This is a genomic window from Burkholderia sp. JP2-270 (assembly GCF_003233675.1).
GTDB classification, from domain to species: domain Bacteria; phylum Pseudomonadota; class Gammaproteobacteria; order Burkholderiales; family Burkholderiaceae; genus Burkholderia; species Burkholderia pyrrocinia_C.
Genome location: NZ_CP029828.1, coordinates 375749 through 392839 on the forward strand (window position 1 = coordinate 375749; position 17091 = coordinate 392839).

15 protein-coding genes are annotated in these 17091 nt (G+C 61.6%); 5 read left to right on the forward strand and 10 right to left on the reverse strand.

Annotation, left to right across the window (positions count from 1 at the left end):
• From DM992_RS41175 to DM992_RS41190, 4 genes are all read left to right on the forward strand, one after another.
• Nucleotides 1–783, forward strand: a complete 783-nt coding sequence (locus tag DM992_RS41175; protein ID WP_111021911.1) for an Asp/Glu racemase — start codon at nt 1–3, stop codon at nt 781–783.
• Nucleotide 784: 1 nt separating this feature from the next.
• Nucleotides 785–1282 carry an acyl-CoA thioesterase gene (locus tag DM992_RS41180; protein WP_111021912.1) on the forward strand — a complete coding sequence of 166 codons (498 nt, stop codon included), beginning with the start codon at nt 785–787 and terminating at the stop codon, nt 1280–1282.
• Complete coding sequence (locus DM992_RS41185) at nt 1279–2445, forward strand: FAD-dependent monooxygenase (RefSeq protein ID WP_111021914.1); 1167 nt, start codon at nt 1279–1281, stop codon at nt 2443–2445. Before DM992_RS41180 ends, DM992_RS41185 begins: the two co-directional genes overlap by 4 nt.
• A gap of 111 nt (nt 2446–2556) precedes the next feature.
• Nucleotides 2557–3903, forward strand: coding sequence for an MFS transporter (locus tag DM992_RS41190; RefSeq protein ID WP_111021916.1), 1347 nt, complete (start codon nt 2557–2559; stop codon nt 3901–3903).
• On the opposite strand, the gene DM992_RS41195 is transcribed toward DM992_RS41190, so the two are convergent.
• Both DM992_RS41195 and DM992_RS41200 read right to left on the reverse strand, forming a co-directional pair.
• Nucleotides 3869–4864: an SMP-30/gluconolactonase/LRE family protein gene (locus DM992_RS41195; protein ID WP_111021918.1), complete on the reverse strand. Its 996-nt coding sequence runs from the start codon at nt 4862–4864 to the stop codon at nt 3869–3871. The genes DM992_RS41190 and DM992_RS41195 overlap by 35 nt on opposite strands.
• The gene (locus DM992_RS41200; protein WP_111021920.1) at nt 4861–6090 is read right to left on the reverse strand and encodes an MFS transporter; all 1230 of its coding nucleotides are present in this window, start codon (nt 6088–6090) and stop codon (nt 4861–4863) included. Before DM992_RS41200 ends, DM992_RS41195 begins: the two co-directional genes overlap by 4 nt.
• A 334-nt stretch (nt 6091–6424) precedes the next feature.
• Between DM992_RS41200 and DM992_RS41205 the strand changes: the two genes are divergently transcribed.
• Nucleotides 6425–7327: a LysR family transcriptional regulator gene (locus DM992_RS41205; protein WP_111021922.1), complete on the forward strand. Its 903-nt coding sequence runs from the start codon at nt 6425–6427 to the stop codon at nt 7325–7327.
• Nucleotides 7328–7358: 31 nt separating this feature from the next.
• Here DM992_RS41205 and DM992_RS41210 read toward each other — a convergent pair whose 3' ends face one another.
• From DM992_RS41210 to DM992_RS41245, 8 genes are all read right to left on the reverse strand, one after another.
• Complete coding sequence (locus DM992_RS41210) at nt 7359–7835, reverse strand: nuclear transport factor 2 family protein (RefSeq protein WP_111021924.1); 477 nt, start codon at nt 7833–7835, stop codon at nt 7359–7361.
• Between the two features lie 20 nt (nt 7836–7855).
• Nucleotides 7856–8686 carry an oxidoreductase gene (locus DM992_RS41215; RefSeq protein ID WP_111021926.1) on the reverse strand — a complete coding sequence of 277 codons (831 nt, stop codon included), beginning with the start codon at nt 8684–8686 and terminating at the stop codon, nt 7856–7858.
• Nucleotides 8683–9582, reverse strand: coding sequence for an NAD-dependent epimerase/dehydratase family protein (locus tag DM992_RS41220; protein WP_111021928.1), 900 nt, complete (start codon nt 9580–9582; stop codon nt 8683–8685). Before DM992_RS41220 ends, DM992_RS41215 begins: the two co-directional genes overlap by 4 nt.
• Before the next feature lie 84 nt (nt 9583–9666).
• Nucleotides 9667–10062 (reverse strand): nuclear transport factor 2 family protein, encoded by a 396-nt coding sequence (locus DM992_RS42205; protein WP_162631893.1) that lies wholly within the window; start codon nt 10060–10062, stop codon nt 9667–9669.
• Nucleotides 10063–10988: 926 nt separating this feature from the next.
• Nucleotides 10989–12461, reverse strand: a complete 1473-nt coding sequence (locus tag DM992_RS41230; RefSeq protein ID WP_111021932.1) for a benzaldehyde dehydrogenase — start codon at nt 12459–12461, stop codon at nt 10989–10991.
• A gap of 94 nt (nt 12462–12555) precedes the next feature.
• Nucleotides 12556–14160, reverse strand: a complete 1605-nt coding sequence (locus DM992_RS41235; protein WP_111022023.1) for a GMC family oxidoreductase N-terminal domain-containing protein — start codon at nt 14158–14160, stop codon at nt 12556–12558.
• A 152-nt stretch (nt 14161–14312) separates the two neighbouring features.
• Entirely contained in the window at nt 14313–15215 is a 903-nt protein-coding gene (locus tag DM992_RS41240) for a LysR substrate-binding domain-containing protein (RefSeq protein ID WP_111021934.1), read from the reverse strand.
• A 309-nt stretch (nt 15216–15524) separates the two neighbouring features.
• Nucleotides 15525–17090: an IS66 family transposase gene (locus DM992_RS41245; protein WP_111021936.1), complete on the reverse strand. Its 1566-nt coding sequence runs from the start codon at nt 17088–17090 to the stop codon at nt 15525–15527.
• Nucleotide 17091 lies beyond the last annotated feature (1 nt).

Genomic DNA, 17091 nt, shown 5'->3' on the forward strand with positions numbered 1-17091 from the left:
ATGAGCCAGATCAGCTATCGAATCGGACAAATTGTGCCAAGTTCGAACACGACGATGGAGACGGAAGTGCCGGCGCTCCTACATCGCCGCGAACTGTTTGCGCCGGAGCGCTTCACGTTTCATTCGAGCCGCATGCGCATGCACAAGGTAACGAAGGAAGAACTCGTCGCGATGAACAAGGAAGGGCTGCGTTGCGCCGCTGAGTTGTCGGATGCGCGCATGGACGTGATGAGTACGGCGTGTCTCGTCGCGATCATGGCGATGGGACCAGGGTATCACCGGACCGTCGAGAGCGAACTGGAGGCGGTCGCTCGCGCGAATAGCTGCGACGCGACCGTCATGACGTCGGCAGGCGCGCTGATTGAGGGCTTGCACATCATGGGGGCGCGCAAGATTTCGCTGATGGCTCCATACATGAAGCCGTTGACGAAATTGGTCGTCGAATACATCGAGAGCGAAGGCATTGAGGTGATCGATGCGTTGTCGTTCGAGATTTCAGACAATCTCGACGTTGGCAGCCGCGATCCGATGCAACTCATCGAGGATGTCGCGCGGCTGAACACCGCGAATGCTGACGTCGTGGTGGCGTCGGCGTGCGTGCAGATGCAATCGCTGCCGGCGATCGAGGCCATCCAGGCGTCGATCGGCATTCCGGTGACGTCGACCGCCGTGTGCACCACGCGGCGCATGCTCGACAAGCTCGGCCTCGATTCTGTGATTCCCGGTGGCGGTGCGCTCCTGACGGAACGGTTTGCTGGCAGGATCGCCACAGCGGAGGTTTGACATGCATCTGACGTCAGGATTCGACGCCGGCCCGTCGGAATGGGTTGTCTGTGAGGAACCGTTCATCGTGCGTCGTTGCGTAAAGTGGGGCGAGTGCGATCCGGCGGGTGTCGTTTACACGGTGAACTTCAGCGAGTACGTGATCTCTCTGGCCAACCGCTTCTACGCATACTTGCTGGGCGCGCCGCTCGAGTCCGCGAAGGACGAGCATGGCTTTGGCACCCCAGTCAAGGCGTTGAGCTTTCTGTTCCACAAAAGCTTGCGGCCTGACGAGCGTTTCGATATGAAAATCTCTGTGTCCTGCATAAGGGAGAGATCGTTCGATCTGAAGATCGAGGCGACCGACGAGAATGGCGAGGGCGTGTTTTCCGCGACGCCGAGCCCGATCTGTGTAGCCCGTGCGGAGCGTCGTTCCATTCCGATTCCGCGGGTATTCAGGGAGCGGTTGCTGGCGTGCATTGCGGCGAATGTGCGAACGACGTCGGGGAGCATCAAATGAAGATCGATATCGTGGGCGGTGGCCCCGGTGGATTGTTTCTCGCCTATCTGATCAGGAAAGAACATCCATCCTGGTCGGTACGCGTGTTCGAGCAGAACGACGCGAATGCTACATACGGCTGGGGCGTGGTGTTCTCGGACATCGCGCTCGGATTCCTGAATCGGACGGATGCCGAATTCTCACGGCGCTTCGTAGCACAGCATGTGCGCTCGGATCATATGGAGATCGTGCATCGTGGCGTGCACGTGTCGATTGACGGAAACTCATTCTCGCGTGTATCGCGAATCGCACTGCTGCGGCTCCTGCATGCAGAATGCCGGGCCGTCGGCGTTGATCTGCGCTTCGGCGTTCGCGTGGACGATGCGGCGCAACTAAACGATGCGGATCTTGTTGTCGTCGCGGATGGCATTCATAGTCGCACGCGGGACCGGCTGGCCCACGCGTTCGGACCGTCGTTCACGCAGCGCCGCAACAAGTTCGCATGGTATGGGACGACGCAACTGTTTCAGGCCGTTTCGCTGATTTTTTGCGAAACGCAGTACGGCGTCTTCATCGCGCACTGTTATCAGTACAGCAGCGGAATGAGTACGTTTCTGATCGAAACGGATCCAGAAACCTGGCGCAACGCAGGGCTGGATCGGATGGAAGATGCGCAAAGCCGAACGTTCTGCGAGCGTATCTTCGCGGAGAATCTCCGAGGGAATGCGCTGCAGTCGAACAAGTCGGTCTGGTTCGACGCGGTCGCCGTTAGGAACGAACGCTGGCACGACGGCAACTGTGCGTTGCTTGGCGATGCGCTGCGCTCCGTGCATTTCTCGCTGGGCTCCGGCACGCGCATGGCGATGGAGGATGCGATTGCGCTGAATGATGGACTGCGCGCGCATTCGACTGATCTCGACGCGGTGTTCGGCCACTTCGATGCGATCCGCCGGCCCGCGTCCGAACGTTTTCAGTTGGCAGCGGCGAAGAGCCTTGACTGGTACGAGCAGGTGGCGGACAAGATGGCACTCGACCCGCTCGGTTTCGCGTACGACTACATGCTTCGGACCGGGCGAATCACGCACGACGATTTGCGCTTGCGTGCACCGGTATTTACTGCGCGCTATGAGGCGCAATATGGGACGGCGGCGGTCCGGCAACAAGCGACCGCGAGTTCGATTTGACGACTGGGCCGGGCAGGTAACAGGATCGACTCGCGACACAAAAGCGGGCGGCGGAGGTGGCGGGCGCAATACACCCGTGCCGCGAAGACGGCAGTGACCTAGGAGGACGACATGGCGTCGTCAATGAATGAGACGGGGGTTTCCGTATTTGACGACCGTCCTGTTGGGGCGCTGCAATGGGCGGCGCTGACGATCTGCGGCTTCTGCATGGTTGTCGACGGCTTCGACGTCCAGGCGATGGCGTATGCGGCGCCGGCATTGCTTGGCGCGTGGCATATCGATCGTACCGTGCTAGGGCCTGTATTCGGGGCGGGATTGCTCGGGATGCTCGTCGGTTCGCTCGCGCTGGCTGGGGTTGCCGATCGTATCGGACGCCGTCCCGCGCTGATTGCGGCGACCTTGTGGGTTGCGCTCCTGATGGCGTTCACGCCGTCGATGCATACCGTCGGACAACTGATCGGCGGGCGGTTTGCTGCCGGAATCGGCATGGGCGTTATCATCCCGAACGCGATGGCACTGGCCGGCGAATACAGTCCGGCCCGCATGCGGGCGACGCTGATGATGGCCGTGTCGTCGGGTTACGTACTAGGTGGCGTCGCGGGCGGCGCCGTCGCCAGCCTTGTGATCGCGCGGTTCGGGTGGGGCGGCGTGTTCCATGCTGGCGCGATATTGACCGCGTTGCTCTGTCTAGTGATGGTGTGCTGCCTGCCTGAGTCTCTCCAGTTCTGCCTGCTGCGTCGACCCGATCAGCCCCGGACGCGCCGGCTGCTGTCGCGTGTTGCTCCTGATGCGCGGCTGCCGCTCATGCCTGATGCCCCTGCGGTCAGTGAACGCCAGGCGTTGTCGACGCTATTCACCGAAGGCCGTGCGCGCTCTACCCCCATCCTGTGGGCAGCAAATTTCGCGAACATGCTATGCGCATATTTCCTTGCCGCGTGGATTCCTGTGCTGATGAGCGACCCGACGACGACGTCGGGCCGCGCAGCGTTGGCGGGCACAACTTTGTGGCTCGGCGGGCTCGCGGGCAATGTGCTACTTGGCGCGCTCATCGACCTTCGCGGGTTTGCCGCTGTGTTGCAAATGAACTTCGTCGTCGGCGGCCTCGCGATAGCTGGGCTTAGCCTGTTTTATGCGTCACCACGCGAAGCGATGCTGCTCATAGCGCTTGCGGGCTTCTGCGTGCTGGGCGGGCAGTCCGGCCTTAATGCGCTCGCCGTTTCGGTCTACCCGACTGAGGTACGGGCGACTGGTGCGGGTTGGGCGTCGGGGATTGGCCGGCTCGGCGCGGTGGTGGGGCCAGCCGCGGGTGGCTATCTGATGGCGTTTGGATGGAGCGCGGACCGGACCTTGCTGATTGCCGCGCTGCCCGCGGCGGGTGCAGCTGCCGCCATCGGCATGCTGGGTCGCCGCCGCAACTCTCGGTTCAGACGCTCCGAATCGCGTCGATGTCCACCTTGAGCACGTGTTCGCCCGTGTAGCTGCCGATATACAGTGCACGCCCGACGGCAAGGGCGACCGATGCGCCGCCCTTAAGCAATCCGGCGCCACCTCGGAACAGCGGTTCCATGGTGAACGTCACAGGATCGAGCCGTGCGACCGAGAACGCCAGCTTATCCTGGCAGAGCGCCCCGGTGGCCTCGGTGCGTGCGCGCCAGTCGTCGAGATCGTCGATTCCGGCGACGATCAGGGCACCGTCGACGCCCACGGTCAGATTGTCCGCGTGGAACGGCAGATGCGCGGTACGGGTAATGCGCCGTGCCTCTCGGTCATATTCGAGCACCTCACGACTGGTCCATGCGGCGAACCAGACGAAGCGTCCGTCAGTGCTGATCTGGATGCCGTTGTTGAGCGAGGCCTGGCTGCCCGGCAGGCGTCGCCAGCCTGCTTGCGGATGCCACTCCGTGAGATAGCCGGTTCTGGCGCCGCTGAACATGAACGTCATCGCGTCTTGTTCGCCGACCAGCGCGTGATCGAGCATTACTGTGGAGATGAACCCACCGTCGGGGGTAGCGACAACGTCGTTGAGCATGCCGCCTTCGAAGGCGACACCGCCGCGCCACAGGGCGGAATAGCCGTCCGTGCCGTCGACCAGTTCGAACATTTCGATGGACTCGCGGCCCGCGTGATTCACGGCGAGAAGCTGCGTGCGCCCATCCGCGCGCTGCGAGACGTGCAGTCCGTGCGTGCCGAACCGCGGCGGTGGTTCGTAATCGGGATCACCCCAGCCCTTCTCCGGTCGCAGATGGATAGTCATGGGTCGGGCCAGGTCGCTGGACAGATCGACCAGCATCAGCGCGGGGCCGGTCGGATGGGTGAAATCCGCGGGCAACTCGCTGACGAGAAGATGCGCTTGGTCGGGCATTAGCACGATGTCTTCGGGACCGGTGAACCCGTCGATTAACGTGTAGGAATCGCTCATCGAAATTGCTCCTGTTGGTTGAGATTGGGAGTAGGCGCAGGCAGGCCGTGCGTGGCTGCGGTTTCTGCATGACTGGCGTGCGCGCCGTAAAAGACGAGCTTGACTGCGATGGCTAGCATCGCCGCCACGGCAAAACTGATGCCGGTGCCGATGGCGCCTGCCATCCCGAAACTCCCGATCGCGCAGCCGCCCGCGAACGATCCGGCGACGACGCCGAGATTCGCGGCCGAGAGGTACAGGCTGGTGGCGAAGTCTCCTGCTTCGCGGGACACCGAGCGCAACCACATCTGGCTTGCCACCAGTCCGCATGCATGGATACAGCCCCATAGCAGCGCAATCGGCGCTATGGCGGGCATCCAGTCGCGGGCGACGCCGTAGAGGAGCAGGTAGGTGATACAGAGTGCCAACGGCTGCAGCACGACTACCTTGACGAGATGCGTATCGAGCAGCCTGCTGATCAGCAGGTTACCCAGCACTCCTCCGGCACCGAAGAGAATGAGCGTCACGCTGATGTGTGCATCGCTTAGGCCGATCTGACGCTTCATGTACTCCGCCGCGTAGCTGTACACGGAAAAGAGTGCGGTAAAGATTAGGATCACGGCGGCGATGTTCAGCCACAGCGCGGGCTTGCGCAGTATCGTGAGCTGCTCGCGAAAGCCGGGCGGCTTGCGCGCGGGTGACCCGGGCAGCATGACGAGCAGACCGAGGCCGGCGATTGCGCAGACGCCCGCGCACGACAGGAGGGCTAACCGGTAGTTCGTCGCGGCAGCGACGGCGCTCATCATCGGCACGCCGACGACGAGGCCGAACGTCGTGCCCACGACCGCATGCGACACTGCTCGCCCGGTCTGCGTCGGCGGAAATAGCGAGATGGCGGTCGTAAGCGCCGCCGCGTAGAACATCGGATGGAACAGGGCCGCAACGATCCGGAACGCGAGCACCCAGCCGAAATCGTCGACAGTCGCCGAAAGGCCACTGCATCCGGTAAAAACGGTGAGCGACCCGAGCAGAACGCGCTTGGTGGGCTGCCGCGCGGAGAATGGAACCAGTATCGGTCCAGCGAGGGCGATGGTCAGTGCGAAGAAGCCCGTCAATTGGCCCGCGCGGGAGACGGTCACATGGAAGTGGCTGATGATGGACGGCAGGATGCCTACCACGCCGAATTCGAGCGTGTACAGGCCGAAAAGCCCGAGCGCCACGAACGGCATCGCGCGAGCAGGTGTCATGATGCATGTCTCGAGGTGCGATAGCTGGAGACTGGCGACGGTCGCGTTATCGGTGCGCCGCTCGCGTTGGTGAGGGAAAACGTCATGCGATTACCTCGGATTCGGATTCGGGTTTGATTTCGTGCCTGTCGGTTGCCAAGACAACCGCATGCTTCGGCGTTGGCATGCGAGTTGGGGCTTTCGGAGCGCACAAACCGGCTTTCCGGGAGGAGCGTGCCGAATCGACTGGTGAATCGATCGGGATCAAAATTACCGGCTTTTCAGTGGGGAATTAAGTAGGGTAGAGTTCCCGGCTGAGCGGACAAAACGTCCGCAACACGAGGATCGTCGAACGATGGACAGTTTTTCGCTAAATGTTTTCGTTCAGGCTGCGGATACTCGGAGCTTCGTCGCGGCCGGGCGCGTGCTCGGCATTACCGCATCGGGCATTGGCAAGAGCGTGACGCGGCTCGAACAGAGCCTGGGTATCAGGTTGTTCCATCGCAACACGCGAAGCGTTACGCTGACGGCCGAGGGCGAACTGTTTCTTGTGCGCGCGAGACGGATCCTTGCCGAGTTCGACGCGGCGCAGTCGGAGCTGTCGGAGGCGGCGTCGATTCCAAAGGGGCGTTTGCGGATCGGGCTACCGATGGTAGGCGAGCCGTTCTTGTCGGTATTCGCTCAATTTCGACGGCACTACCCTGATGTCGATCTCGACCTGGATTTCGACAACAGGAACGTCGACGTGATCGAGGATGGCTACGACGCGGTCGTGCGCAGCGGCGACGTGGAGGATTCGCGTCTCACCGCGCGCCTGCTTGGCCGATTCCGGATGATCCTCGTTGGCACACCAGACTATTTCGCTCGACGCGGCACGCCGCAACATTCGGAGGAGCTGTCGAGGCACGATTGCATTCGGTTCAGGATGCCCAACACTGGCAAGCTGCAACCCTGGCGGCTGCGGGGCGATGATATGCGTGCGGAGCTCGCGCAGCAACCGGCGACCGCAATCACGTGCAATACCAACGAGGCGCGCCTGCATTTCGCGCTGGAGGGGTTGGGGATCGCATATGTGTCGGAATTCTCGGTGCGCGAGGCGCTCGACGCCGGGCGTCTCGTGACGGTGCTCGACGAATATGCGACCAGCTACAACACGTTTCAATTGCTCTGGCCGTCCGGTCGGTACGTGACGCCGAAGCTGCGCGCCTTTATCGATTTCGTTGCCGAACACGTCCCGTTGGACAGGACGCGTTCGTAAATGTGCCGGATGCGCGATGTTACCGCTTAACTCAGGCGTTGGCGACGGCCTCGGAGCCCGCCACGGGTTTCCAGTTCGACAGCGGCGTTAGGTAATGGAGTTCGAAGCGACGTTCGGTAAAGGCCCAGCGACCGTCGCGACGCTCGAACGTATCGTGATAAAGACCGCTGATCTGCACCGGACCGAGTTCCGTGTGCGTGACCAGCGCATCGAGTGCCACCTTGCCTGTCGCACGGTCGCCGTTGATGTCGATCAGCGGATTTGCCATCCAGTGGTGCATGTGAGGCATGTGTCGCCAGTTCTCGTGCGCGGAATCAACGATGGCGGCGATGCCATGGTGGTTGCCGAACGCGTCGCCCAGCAACAAGCGAGCGTCGTCGTGCCACAGGCTGCGCAGCAGCGCTTCGTCTCGGTTGTCGAAGGCTTGGTTGTATGCGCCGATGAGGCGTTCGAGAGCGAAGCGGCTTTCCAGCACGTCGAGGCGTGCGGCGATATCCTGCTGGTTCATTGGGCAGTCTCCCTGAAAGGTCAAAAATCGGTGGAAAGCGTCAGATCACGCCATGCTGCGATTTCCGCGGAAACGGCCGCCAGCTTGTCCTCGACAACCTTCAACGCATCCGCGCCGGCGACGAAGCGAAATGGCGGCGTCGGGGTGTCCGCGATCTGCACGAGGGCGCGGCCCAACTTGTCGGGGTCGCCCACCTGTTGACGATTGCGCGATTCGAAAACAGCTTTCGCGCGCGCCCAGAAGTCTGCGTAGTCCTGCAGTTCCTTGCTACCGTACCGGAGCGCTTCGCTGTCGAGGAAGTTCGTGCGGAACGCGCCAGGTTCAACTACCGTCACCTTGATGCCGAACGGCGCGACTTCCTGTGCCAGCGATTCGGAGAATCCTTCAATCGCGAACTTCGACGCCGAATACATCGAGGCGCCCGCGACGCCCTTGAAGCCGCCGTTCGATGACATGTTGACGACATGGCCCGCGCGCTGGTGCCGCAGGACAGGCAGCACGGCGCGTGTCACATTAAGCGTGCCGAATACGTTGGTCGCAAATTGGCGTTCGACGGCATCTGCATCGATGGTCTCGAACGGGCCGAATTGTCCATAGCCGGCGTTGTTGACGACAACGTCGATCCGGCCGAAGCGGGTGAGCGCGGCGGCGACCGCAGCGTCGGCTTCCTGCGCATCGCGAATGTCGAGACGCACTGTCAATGCCTGTGCGTCGTGCGGACCGTAAAGTGCAGCAAGCCGCGCTGCGTCGAGATCGCTCGCGACGATTCTGTGCCCGGCAGCGAGTGCCGCCTTCGCGATGCCGGCTCCGAGTCCAGCCCCGCTCCCGGTGATGAACCAAACCTTACTCATGCCGTCATCTCCTGTTCGATCCACGTCTGCGCCGAGGTATGAACGGGCGTCCAGCCGAGTTCCCGCCGCGCGCGCGCAGCCCGGACTCGACTGTTTGTGCCGAACGTGAAATGGGTGTGCGCAACACCCCAATGCGGCGCGGCTTCCTCGGCGCTCCACGATTGCACGGGGCCCATCTCGAGCCGCTTGGCAATTGACGCGCCGATATCCGCGAACGATGCCTCACCGTTCTCGACGAAGTAGTAGGCACCCGCGGGTGCATCGCGCAACGCGAGCAGATACAACTCCGCAAGATCGTCGATGTGCACGTTGGACCAGCGGTTCACGCCGGTGCCGACGATCCGTACCGCGCCGTTTTGGCGGGCGTGCGCAACCAGGAACGGAATCTGAAAACTGTCTTGTGTCATGCCTGCACCGGTACCATAGATGTTGCTCGGGCATATGACGATCGAGCGGACGCCTTGATCTTTCGCGTCGAGGATGCGCAGCTCGTTGTCCCGGCGCGGCTGCTTGAAGGGCAGCACGACAAACGGCGTGTCTTCGTCATAGATCTGCTCAGAAACGGCATTGCCCTGCGCGTCGTCGGCAATGACGCTCGAACCGCTCGTATGAATGAGCGGCTTGTTCGACCCTTTCAGACCTTCGAGTAACGCATCGATCGCTCCGGTATGGTCGCTGTCGGCGGCATTGATTACACCGTCTGAGCGTGAGGCTTCTAATGCCAGAAGCGGATAGTCGTCAAGCTCGCCGAGCACCGGCTGGATCTGCATCGCACGCAGCGCGTCCGCCTTTTGGCGGTCACGAATCAGACCACGTACGGGGTAGCCGGCTTTAACGAGACGGCGTGCAACGGTTCCGCCCACAAAGCCGCTTGCACCGGTAATGAAGATACTCATGTTGGGAATCCTTCTGTTGATAGTGGAGAAGGGAGCCGCGCGTGTTGACGATGCACGTTCCTTCTGGATGCTTGTGCGCATCAATCAGGTCGACGGTCGTAGGAGCGTTTGATGGACAACCAGCTTCCACGCATCGTTCTCCTTGCGCCATACGACTGTGAAGAAGCAATCGAGGTCCTTTCGGATGCCGCCGGTCGTCGCTTCGATCTTCACTTTTCCACAGGCGGCGAACGCGTCACTACCTAGCGGAATGACCTTGTCGAATTCGCTTTGTGCGTTGTGGTAGTGGAAAATCCCGTTTCGGAATTTGTCCAAATAACTTACTTTGTCGTCGATGAATCCGCTCGAATGTGCGTAGACTGCAGCGTCGGAAATCAACGCGCTCAATGCGGTAGCATCGTTTTTCAGCATTGCGGCCCAGCGTTGTTGCTCCAGCGCTGTTGCCAACGCATCGAAATTCATATCGTCATGGGTTGCCATGTTCGACTCTCTTCCGGTTGATCGTGGTGCGCGAGCATGATTTGACGCTCGCGAGAGGCACGTGCCCGATCGACAGGCTACTCCCGCGCCGGCCGCGGAAAAACGGGGGTAACGCTCCGGTGAGACAGGACAATTCGTCCGGAACGAGGCTAGCCGCTGGCGCGAAGCGACAGTGCATGCGTTGGGTGAGTGATTCGAGACGCACGGCACTTCGAGGAAACGACACATATGCGCTTTGATTGATCGCGTCGCGCTCCGCCTTCGCGAGGACGCCTACGCGTCGAGCTGGGCGGTGAAGATGCCGCTGATATCCGCCGATACTTATGGATGGGCGCTGCTGAATAGGACTCGTCCGTCGTGCGCGAAGGTGACCAGCATCGGCAGCGCCGCGGGACTGACTGACAGCGCCATCTCGAATCGGAAATGCCTAAATTTTTTGAACGGAGCGGCAGAATCGGCGACTTCGTAACGGAATTCGCGTGCGAGCTGTGTGAAGCGATGCGTAAGGCCGGATACTGTCGGCATTTGCAAGGATGATGCACACGCGGATATCGATCGATGATGGCGTACAGTACAAACTGGGCTACGATCTGCGTCGTATCGAACAGATGGTCGACCGATGGGGCGCGAAGTTGCCGATATGGCCGGGACACCGCGTGATCTAGTTGGCAGAGTATTCGCTAATGCGCCTGGCCATCGTCAGGTGTGTGTCCGACTTCCATGCCGGTACGCTGAGTACGGTCAACGATAAGATTCCTTTGGTGACCTATTTGGCTTCCGTAACGTCGTCCGCGCTTCATCGTGATCAACGCGGAGCGACGTTGCTCGATCGATTACCTCCATGCGAGGCAAGTTCGTCGGGCCAGAACGGGTGGATGATGCGCTGGTGAACACCGATTCGATGAACTCGGCCCCGTCGACGCAAATCAGAACGGATAGACAGGAAGCTGCGAATGCACAGTGAGCCATTGCCACTCAGTGAACTGATCGGCATTGCTGGACGCACCGTGTCCAAAACCGTTGCCTGATATGCCGACGCCTCCGATGGGGCCGTAGATGCCATGCACTACGGTCTGGTCGTTGATGTGAACCACTCCCGAATGCAAAGCATCGGCGATGCGCTGCGCGCGTGCTAAATCAGGTGAAACCACGGCAGCCGACAGGCCGTATTCCGTGGCATTCGCGAGCGTAATGGCTTCGTCGTCGGTGCGAAACGTCGTGATGGCGGCAACCGGCCCGAAGATTTCTTCGTCGAATGCCGCCATGCCGGGTTGCACGCCAGTGAGCACCGTCGGTTCAAAAAAAAGACCATTGCGCGCGCCGCCTGCGCGTAGCGTGGCGCCCTGCGCCAGAGTTTGCGAGACGATCCGCTCAGCATGGGCGGCCTGACGTTCGTTGATGATCGGACCGACTTGGACGCTATCATCGACCGGATTGCCGATGACCAGCTTCCTGGCTTTATTCACGAGCGCGTCGACATAGGCTGCGGCGATATCCTCATGAATCAGATGTCGGCCCGAGGTGAGACAGATCTGGCCTTGATGGAAGAACGAGCCCCATGCGCCTGCGCTTGAAGCAGCATCGATGTCCGCGTCGTTCAAAACGATGAACGGGTTGTTGCCGCCCAGCTCCAACGAAACGCGCTTGAGTTGGCCGCTCGCGACAGAACCCACCTCGCGACCGGTCCGGACCGAGCCGGTAAAGCTGACCATGTTGATGAGGGGTTCCCTGACCAGCGCCGCTCCGGTTTCTGCCGCGCCCGGAAGCACGTGGAACAGCCCGTTGGGCAGGCCTGCTTCTTCGAGCAACAGGGCGAACGCCACGCCTCCGATAATCGGCGACTGCACGTCCGGTTTAAGCAACACGGCATTCCCCATCGCCAGCGCAGGTCCTATTGCGCGCACGCCCAGGATGAATGGTGAGTTCCACGGCGTTATGATGCCGACGATGCCAAGCGGGATACGTCGTGCGATGCTCCGAAACCCGGGCTCCATCGTCTGCGTCAACAGGCCCAGGGGCTGGCTGCCGAGCGCCGCAGCTTCCAGTAGCTCACGGGCTGTCACCTCGACTTCCCACCGCGCTTTGGCGCGAATCGAACCCGTCTCGCGAACAAGCTGCTCTGCCAATTCGTCCGCATGCGCGAGTACCAGGCGGGCTGCTTCCCGCAGGATGTCGCCGCGCTGGGGCCCGGGCAGTCCGGCCCACGTCCTTTGTGCTTCGCGTGCCGATGCCGCTGCCGCTGCGATATCTTCGGCCGATGCAATACCGATCGTGCCGAGACGCTCGCCCGTTGCCTTCTCAACAACTTCCTCGGTGCCGAGGCCGGGTCGGGCCCATCCATTGCTATAGATCTTTCCGGTCCACGTATTGGCGGGTGCAAGCAGGGTGTTACTGTTCATTTTGAATTCACTGTATGGTGGTAATCGATTATTAGTATAGGAATGCCGATTTATTACTTAAATTCGGTCCAGGATGAGATGGGAAATGTGTCGTTCAGGACACAATTTTTGCCGCAATGCGCTCGGCCATCATGATGGTCGTCACGTTCGTCGGGGCCGATGGAATCTCGGGCATGATCGATGCGTCAACCACACGCAGTCCATCCACACCTCGCACCTTGCCCCATGCATCGACGACTGCGGTCGAATCGGCATCGCTTCCCATCGGGACCGTCGAGGTCGGATGCAGGTAGGCGGCGACGTTTGCAACGATGTTCGCGCGCAGGGTCGACTCGGCGACGGCACGGCCAGGGGCCATTTCGTGATCGACGAGCGTCGAGAAGGGGGCGGTTTCGCCGATCCTGCGCGAGAGCCGGACGGCTTCCACGAGTCGATCGAGGTCGCTCGCGTCGTTGAGGAAGTTGTAATGGATGCGCGGCGCGGAACGAGGATCACGACTGGCGAGGCGGAGCTGTCCGAGGGACTTTGGTAACGTGACGGCACAGGCCAGCACGATCGCCCCGCCCGTGGGACTCGCTTTCGGGTCGATGAGATGGGTGCTCGAGATTTGGAGATCGAGTTCGTCCGGCGCAGCGCCTTGTGAGCGTGTCCAGACGATCGCGCCGGATGCGGGCGTCATCGCGTTCGCGTTTCGCTTGAGTGCGTAGACGTTGTAGAAAAACGGGTGATCCTGCAGCCGGTTCCCGACGGGGAGGTCAACGAGAGTCGGGATGCCAAGTTCCACCAGGTGAGCGACTGGCCCGATGCCGGACCGCATGAGAATCGCCGGACTGCCGAATGCGCCCGAAGCCAGGATGACTTCGCCGGCTGGAATGAATTCACCGTCGACGAGGCGCACACCCACGCTGCGCTTGCGTTCGATCACTACGCTGTCGACTTCCGCTTCGCCGCGGATCGTCAGGTTGGGGCGTGCGCGCACAGCGGCGGTGAGGTAAGCCATGCCCGTGTTGATTCGCACGCCGTCTACAACATTAAGCGCGTAGAAGCCAACGCCATGCGGATCGGCACCGTTGAGATCCGCCACGTGTTTCAGGCCAAGTGCCTGCGAGCCTTCGACAAATGCTCGCATCGACGGCGTGTCTTCTTCAGCGGTTCTCTGACGAATCGGTAAAGGGCCCGTACGGCCATGCCATGCATCGTCACCGGACGGTGTATTTTCCATTGCCTTGTAGGCTGGCAATACGTCGTCCCACGACCAGCTGTCGATACCGCGTCGGGTCCAGCGGGCGAAATCCGAGGGGCGCGCACGCATGGCCACTGCCGCGTTGACAGCGGAACTACCGCCGACCACGCGGCCGCGCGGCACCGGGATATCGTGACCGAGGCGCTTCATGTCGTCGGTGTGGTAGTGCCAGTCGTAAGCCGGGGAGCCGGCCACGATATTGGCGTTTTTCAGTACCGGCGGGTAGCTGTCGGGGGCGAAGTTGGGGCCCGCCTCGAGCAGGAGTACGCTGCGATTCGCATCTGCGCTCAGGCGGGCGGCGAGTACCGCGCCGGCGGATCCGCCGCCTACGATTACGACATCAAATGGCTTTTGAGTTTTCCCGGCCACCACGCCGGCGGTGGCCTTGAGGCCGGTCAGCACTGTTACTGCGGCCGCCGTGCCTGCGACGAGCATTTCGCGCCTTGACATCGACATGATCATTCTCCTGAACAGGTTTCTGGCGCGCATGAGGCGCCGGAAAAATTGGCCGGCATTAATTGACCGGGAATGCAGGCAGAATGGACTCGATGACCAAGGCCAACAAGATGGATGAATTAGATTTAATGTCCAAATATTTGGACAATCTATCAAGATACGATCTGTGGAATTCGTTCGACCAGAAAATCAAGAAAGGCGCGTACCGAAGGCAGCATGCCGTGCCGGAACGGGACGATCGCAGTCAGGGTGGCTTCGCCGGCGAGCCACCCGGGGAGCACGCGCTGGAGCGTGCCGTCGCGGACGTCGTCTCGGCATACGTAGCCAGGCAACGCGACGATGCCGAGGCCGTCTTGGGCTGCTTGCTTCAGCGTCAGGAGGTCGTTCCCGGCAAGCCTTGGTTTGACGGGAACGATTTTGTCGCCCTGCGTCGGGTGCTGAAGCTTCCATGCGACGGGTTGGCCATGTCGGAGGACGATCAGCGTGTCATGTGTGGCAAGGTCGTCCGGCGTGAGCGGCAGGCCACGGTGATGGAGATAGTCGGGCGCGGCAAAGAGAAACCACGGGGCGGGCGCCAGCACGCGCTGGACCAGTGTCGAGTCCGACAGCGGCCCGGAGTGCGCTCGCAACGCAAGATCGTAGCTACCGCCGACTATATCGACCTGGTCGTCGCTCACGTGCTGAATGACATTGACCTTCGGATAGCGATGGATGAAGTCCGGCACGATGTATCGCATCGCGAATAGGGAGGTCGCCACCGCGGTGGTGAAGCGAATGGTCCCGCTGGGTTCCGCCAGGCGTTCGCGCACGGCATTCTCCGCCAGTTCCGCCCGCTCAAGGGTGGCTACGGCATGACGATAGAAGAGATCTCCTGCGTCGGTCATGCTGAGGCTTCTCGACGTCCGGTTGATCAGGCGCACGCCGAGCGCCGCCTCGAGCTGCTGAAGCCGGTGGCTGACGGTCGACTTCGGCACTTCCAGGTTGCGACTCGCCGCCGTGAATCCGCCGCATTCCACGATGCGAACGAAGTAGCGGAAATCGTTGAGATCAAGCATGTTTTCTCCGGAGTGTTCATCTAGTCAGATGATCTATATTCAATAGCTATCGATTCTGGGCATTTGTATGTCAACTCGGATAGTTTCTCCGCACGGCGCGTAGAAATCGACCGGAGATAGGCAATTGGGGCTCGAACGACGGTGCTGGGGTGCCCTCGAGATTCCGACTTTTTCGTGCGCCGGGTGTCTAGCGTGGGTTTTCGGAGAGTCGATGAACGATCCTAGACAGCTCTACGGACTACTGTCATAGCAGTTGACCTGAGTAACCGTGTTGAATGTCAAGCGTATGCGGTCTTTTAACGACGCCCATCAGAGGTTGGGAGTGGCAGGCATGCTCCATGGCATGAGGGCGGCATAGTCGTCGGCGGTTGCGGCGAGCGGCAACCTGGTGAACAGCCAGACCAGATAGCGATACGGCTCGACGCCGTTCGCCTTGCACGTCTCGACGAGGGAGTACAGGTTGGCGCTGGCCTGCGCGCCAGCGACAGTATCGGAGAACAGCCAGCCCTTGCGGCCGACGACGAACGGCCGGATCGCGTTCTCGCACAGGTTGTTCGAGATCGGCCAGTTGCCGTTACCGACGTATCGGACCAGCTTGGGCCACTGTCCGCTCATGTACTGCAATGCCTTGCCGAGCAGACTCGACGGCACGACGCCCGGCAGATGCTCGACCAGCATGCGCTCGATGATGGCGAGCACGCGGGCGCTGTACCGAGCGCGCAGTCGTTGCCGACGTTCAGACTTCCACTTCGCGCTGCGCACCTCGGCCGCGAACAGCTTGCCGATCAGCACGACGAAGCGCGTGGCCAGCAGATCCGGCGAGCGTGCCGCCTTCGGCACCGACTCCTCGGCCTTGATGAAGCCGCGGCGCACGTGTGCCCAGCATCCGAGATGCACGAGCTGGTGATCGTGGGCGATTCCGTTGTAGAGCTCGTACCCGTCAGTCATCAGCACGGTGCCAGGCTGCACGCCAGCATAGAGCTTCTGCGCATGCTGGGCGCCGCGCCCCGGCGAGTACGAGAACATCCGTACTGGTGGCCCCGAGCCGTTGACCTGCGCCCACAGGTAACTCTTCGCCTGCGGCCTGCGTCCTGGCTCCTTCAGCACTTGGAACGTTGTCTCGTCGCCGTAGATCAAGTCCGATTCGAGCAGCGCGTCGCGCATCAGGTTGATCACCGGCTGCGTGGCCAGTCCCACCCGCACCACGCTGGCGGCCAGCGTGTTGGACGAGATGTCGCCGCCGAAGCGACGCAGCAGCGTGGCTTGGCGATACAGCGGCATACCGTACTGGTACTTGCCAGTGATGATCCACGCCAGCGCGGATTCCGTGAGCAACCCGCGCGGGATGATACGCGCTGGCGCTGGCGTGACCTTGATGCCGAGATCACAGCACGGGCACGCGTACTTGACGCGCTGGTGCTGAACGACGCGGACCTGCTCGGGAATCACGTCAAGCTGTTCGCTCGTCTCGACGCCGATCTCGACGAGAGCATGGCCATCATGCGCGCAGAATCGTTCAGACTCGGGTAGTTCGTGCCGCACGACCTCGCGCGGCAAGTTCGGATCGAGTGGTTTGCGTCCGCGCTTGCCTCGCGTGTGGGCGGCGACAGACGTGCCGGGCGCGTCCTCGCGCGCGGGCGCATCGGTAGTGGTGGCCAATGCTTCAGCTTCGTTGAACAGGCCGAGTTGGTCGGCATGGCGCGCCTCGCTAGAGGCACCGAACAGTTCGTGCTTGTAGGCCCGCAGCTTCTCTTCGGCCAGATCGCGCTGGGCCGTCACGAGTCGAAGCTCACCGCGCAGCGCATCGCGTTCGGCGCTCGCGGCAATCAGCGCTTCGTATTCCTCCGCGCTCAACATGACGGGGCTATTCGGCATG

Excerpts from the sequence above, each read along its gene's own strand:
- DM992_RS42205 (WP_162631893.1), bottom strand. The coding sequence starts at position 10,062 with ATGGCAACCCATGACGATATGAATTTCGATGCGTTGGCAACAGCGCTG.
- DM992_RS41205 (WP_111021922.1), top strand. The coding sequence starts at position 6,425 with ATGGACAGTTTTTCGCTAAATGTTTTCGTTCAGGCTGCGGATACTCGG.
- DM992_RS41200 (WP_111021920.1), bottom strand. The coding sequence starts at position 6,090 with ATGACACCTGCTCGCGCGATGCCGTTCGTGGCGCTCGGGCTTTTCGGC.
- DM992_RS41180 (WP_111021912.1), top strand. The coding sequence starts at position 785 with ATGCATCTGACGTCAGGATTCGACGCCGGCCCGTCGGAATGGGTTGTC.
- DM992_RS41195 (WP_111021918.1), bottom strand. The coding sequence starts at position 4,864 with ATGAGCGATTCCTACACGTTAATCGACGGGTTCACCGGTCCCGAAGAC.
- DM992_RS41215 (WP_111021926.1), bottom strand. The coding sequence starts at position 8,686 with ATGAGTAAGGTTTGGTTCATCACCGGGAGCGGGGCTGGACTCGGAGCC.
- DM992_RS41235 (WP_111022023.1), bottom strand. The coding sequence starts at position 14,160 with ATGTCGATGTCAAGGCGCGAAATGCTCGTCGCAGGCACGGCGGCCGCA.
- DM992_RS41230 (WP_111021932.1), bottom strand. The coding sequence starts at position 12,461 with ATGAACAGTAACACCCTGCTTGCACCCGCCAATACGTGGACCGGAAAG.
- DM992_RS41190 (WP_111021916.1), top strand. The coding sequence starts at position 2,557 with ATGGCGTCGTCAATGAATGAGACGGGGGTTTCCGTATTTGACGACCGT.
- DM992_RS41210 (WP_111021924.1), bottom strand. The coding sequence starts at position 7,835 with ATGAACCAGCAGGATATCGCCGCACGCCTCGACGTGCTGGAAAGCCGC.
- DM992_RS41175 (WP_111021911.1), top strand. The coding sequence starts at position 1 with ATGAGCCAGATCAGCTATCGAATCGGACAAATTGTGCCAAGTTCGAAC.
- DM992_RS41185 (WP_111021914.1), top strand. The coding sequence starts at position 1,279 with ATGAAGATCGATATCGTGGGCGGTGGCCCCGGTGGATTGTTTCTCGCC.
- DM992_RS41220 (WP_111021928.1), bottom strand. The coding sequence starts at position 9,582 with ATGAGTATCTTCATTACCGGTGCAAGCGGCTTTGTGGGCGGAACCGTT.
- DM992_RS41240 (WP_111021934.1), bottom strand. The coding sequence starts at position 15,215 with ATGCTTGATCTCAACGATTTCCGCTACTTCGTTCGCATCGTGGAATGC.
- DM992_RS41245 (WP_111021936.1), bottom strand. The coding sequence starts at position 17,090 with ATGCCGAATAGCCCCGTCATGTTGAGCGCGGAGGAATACGAAGCGCTG.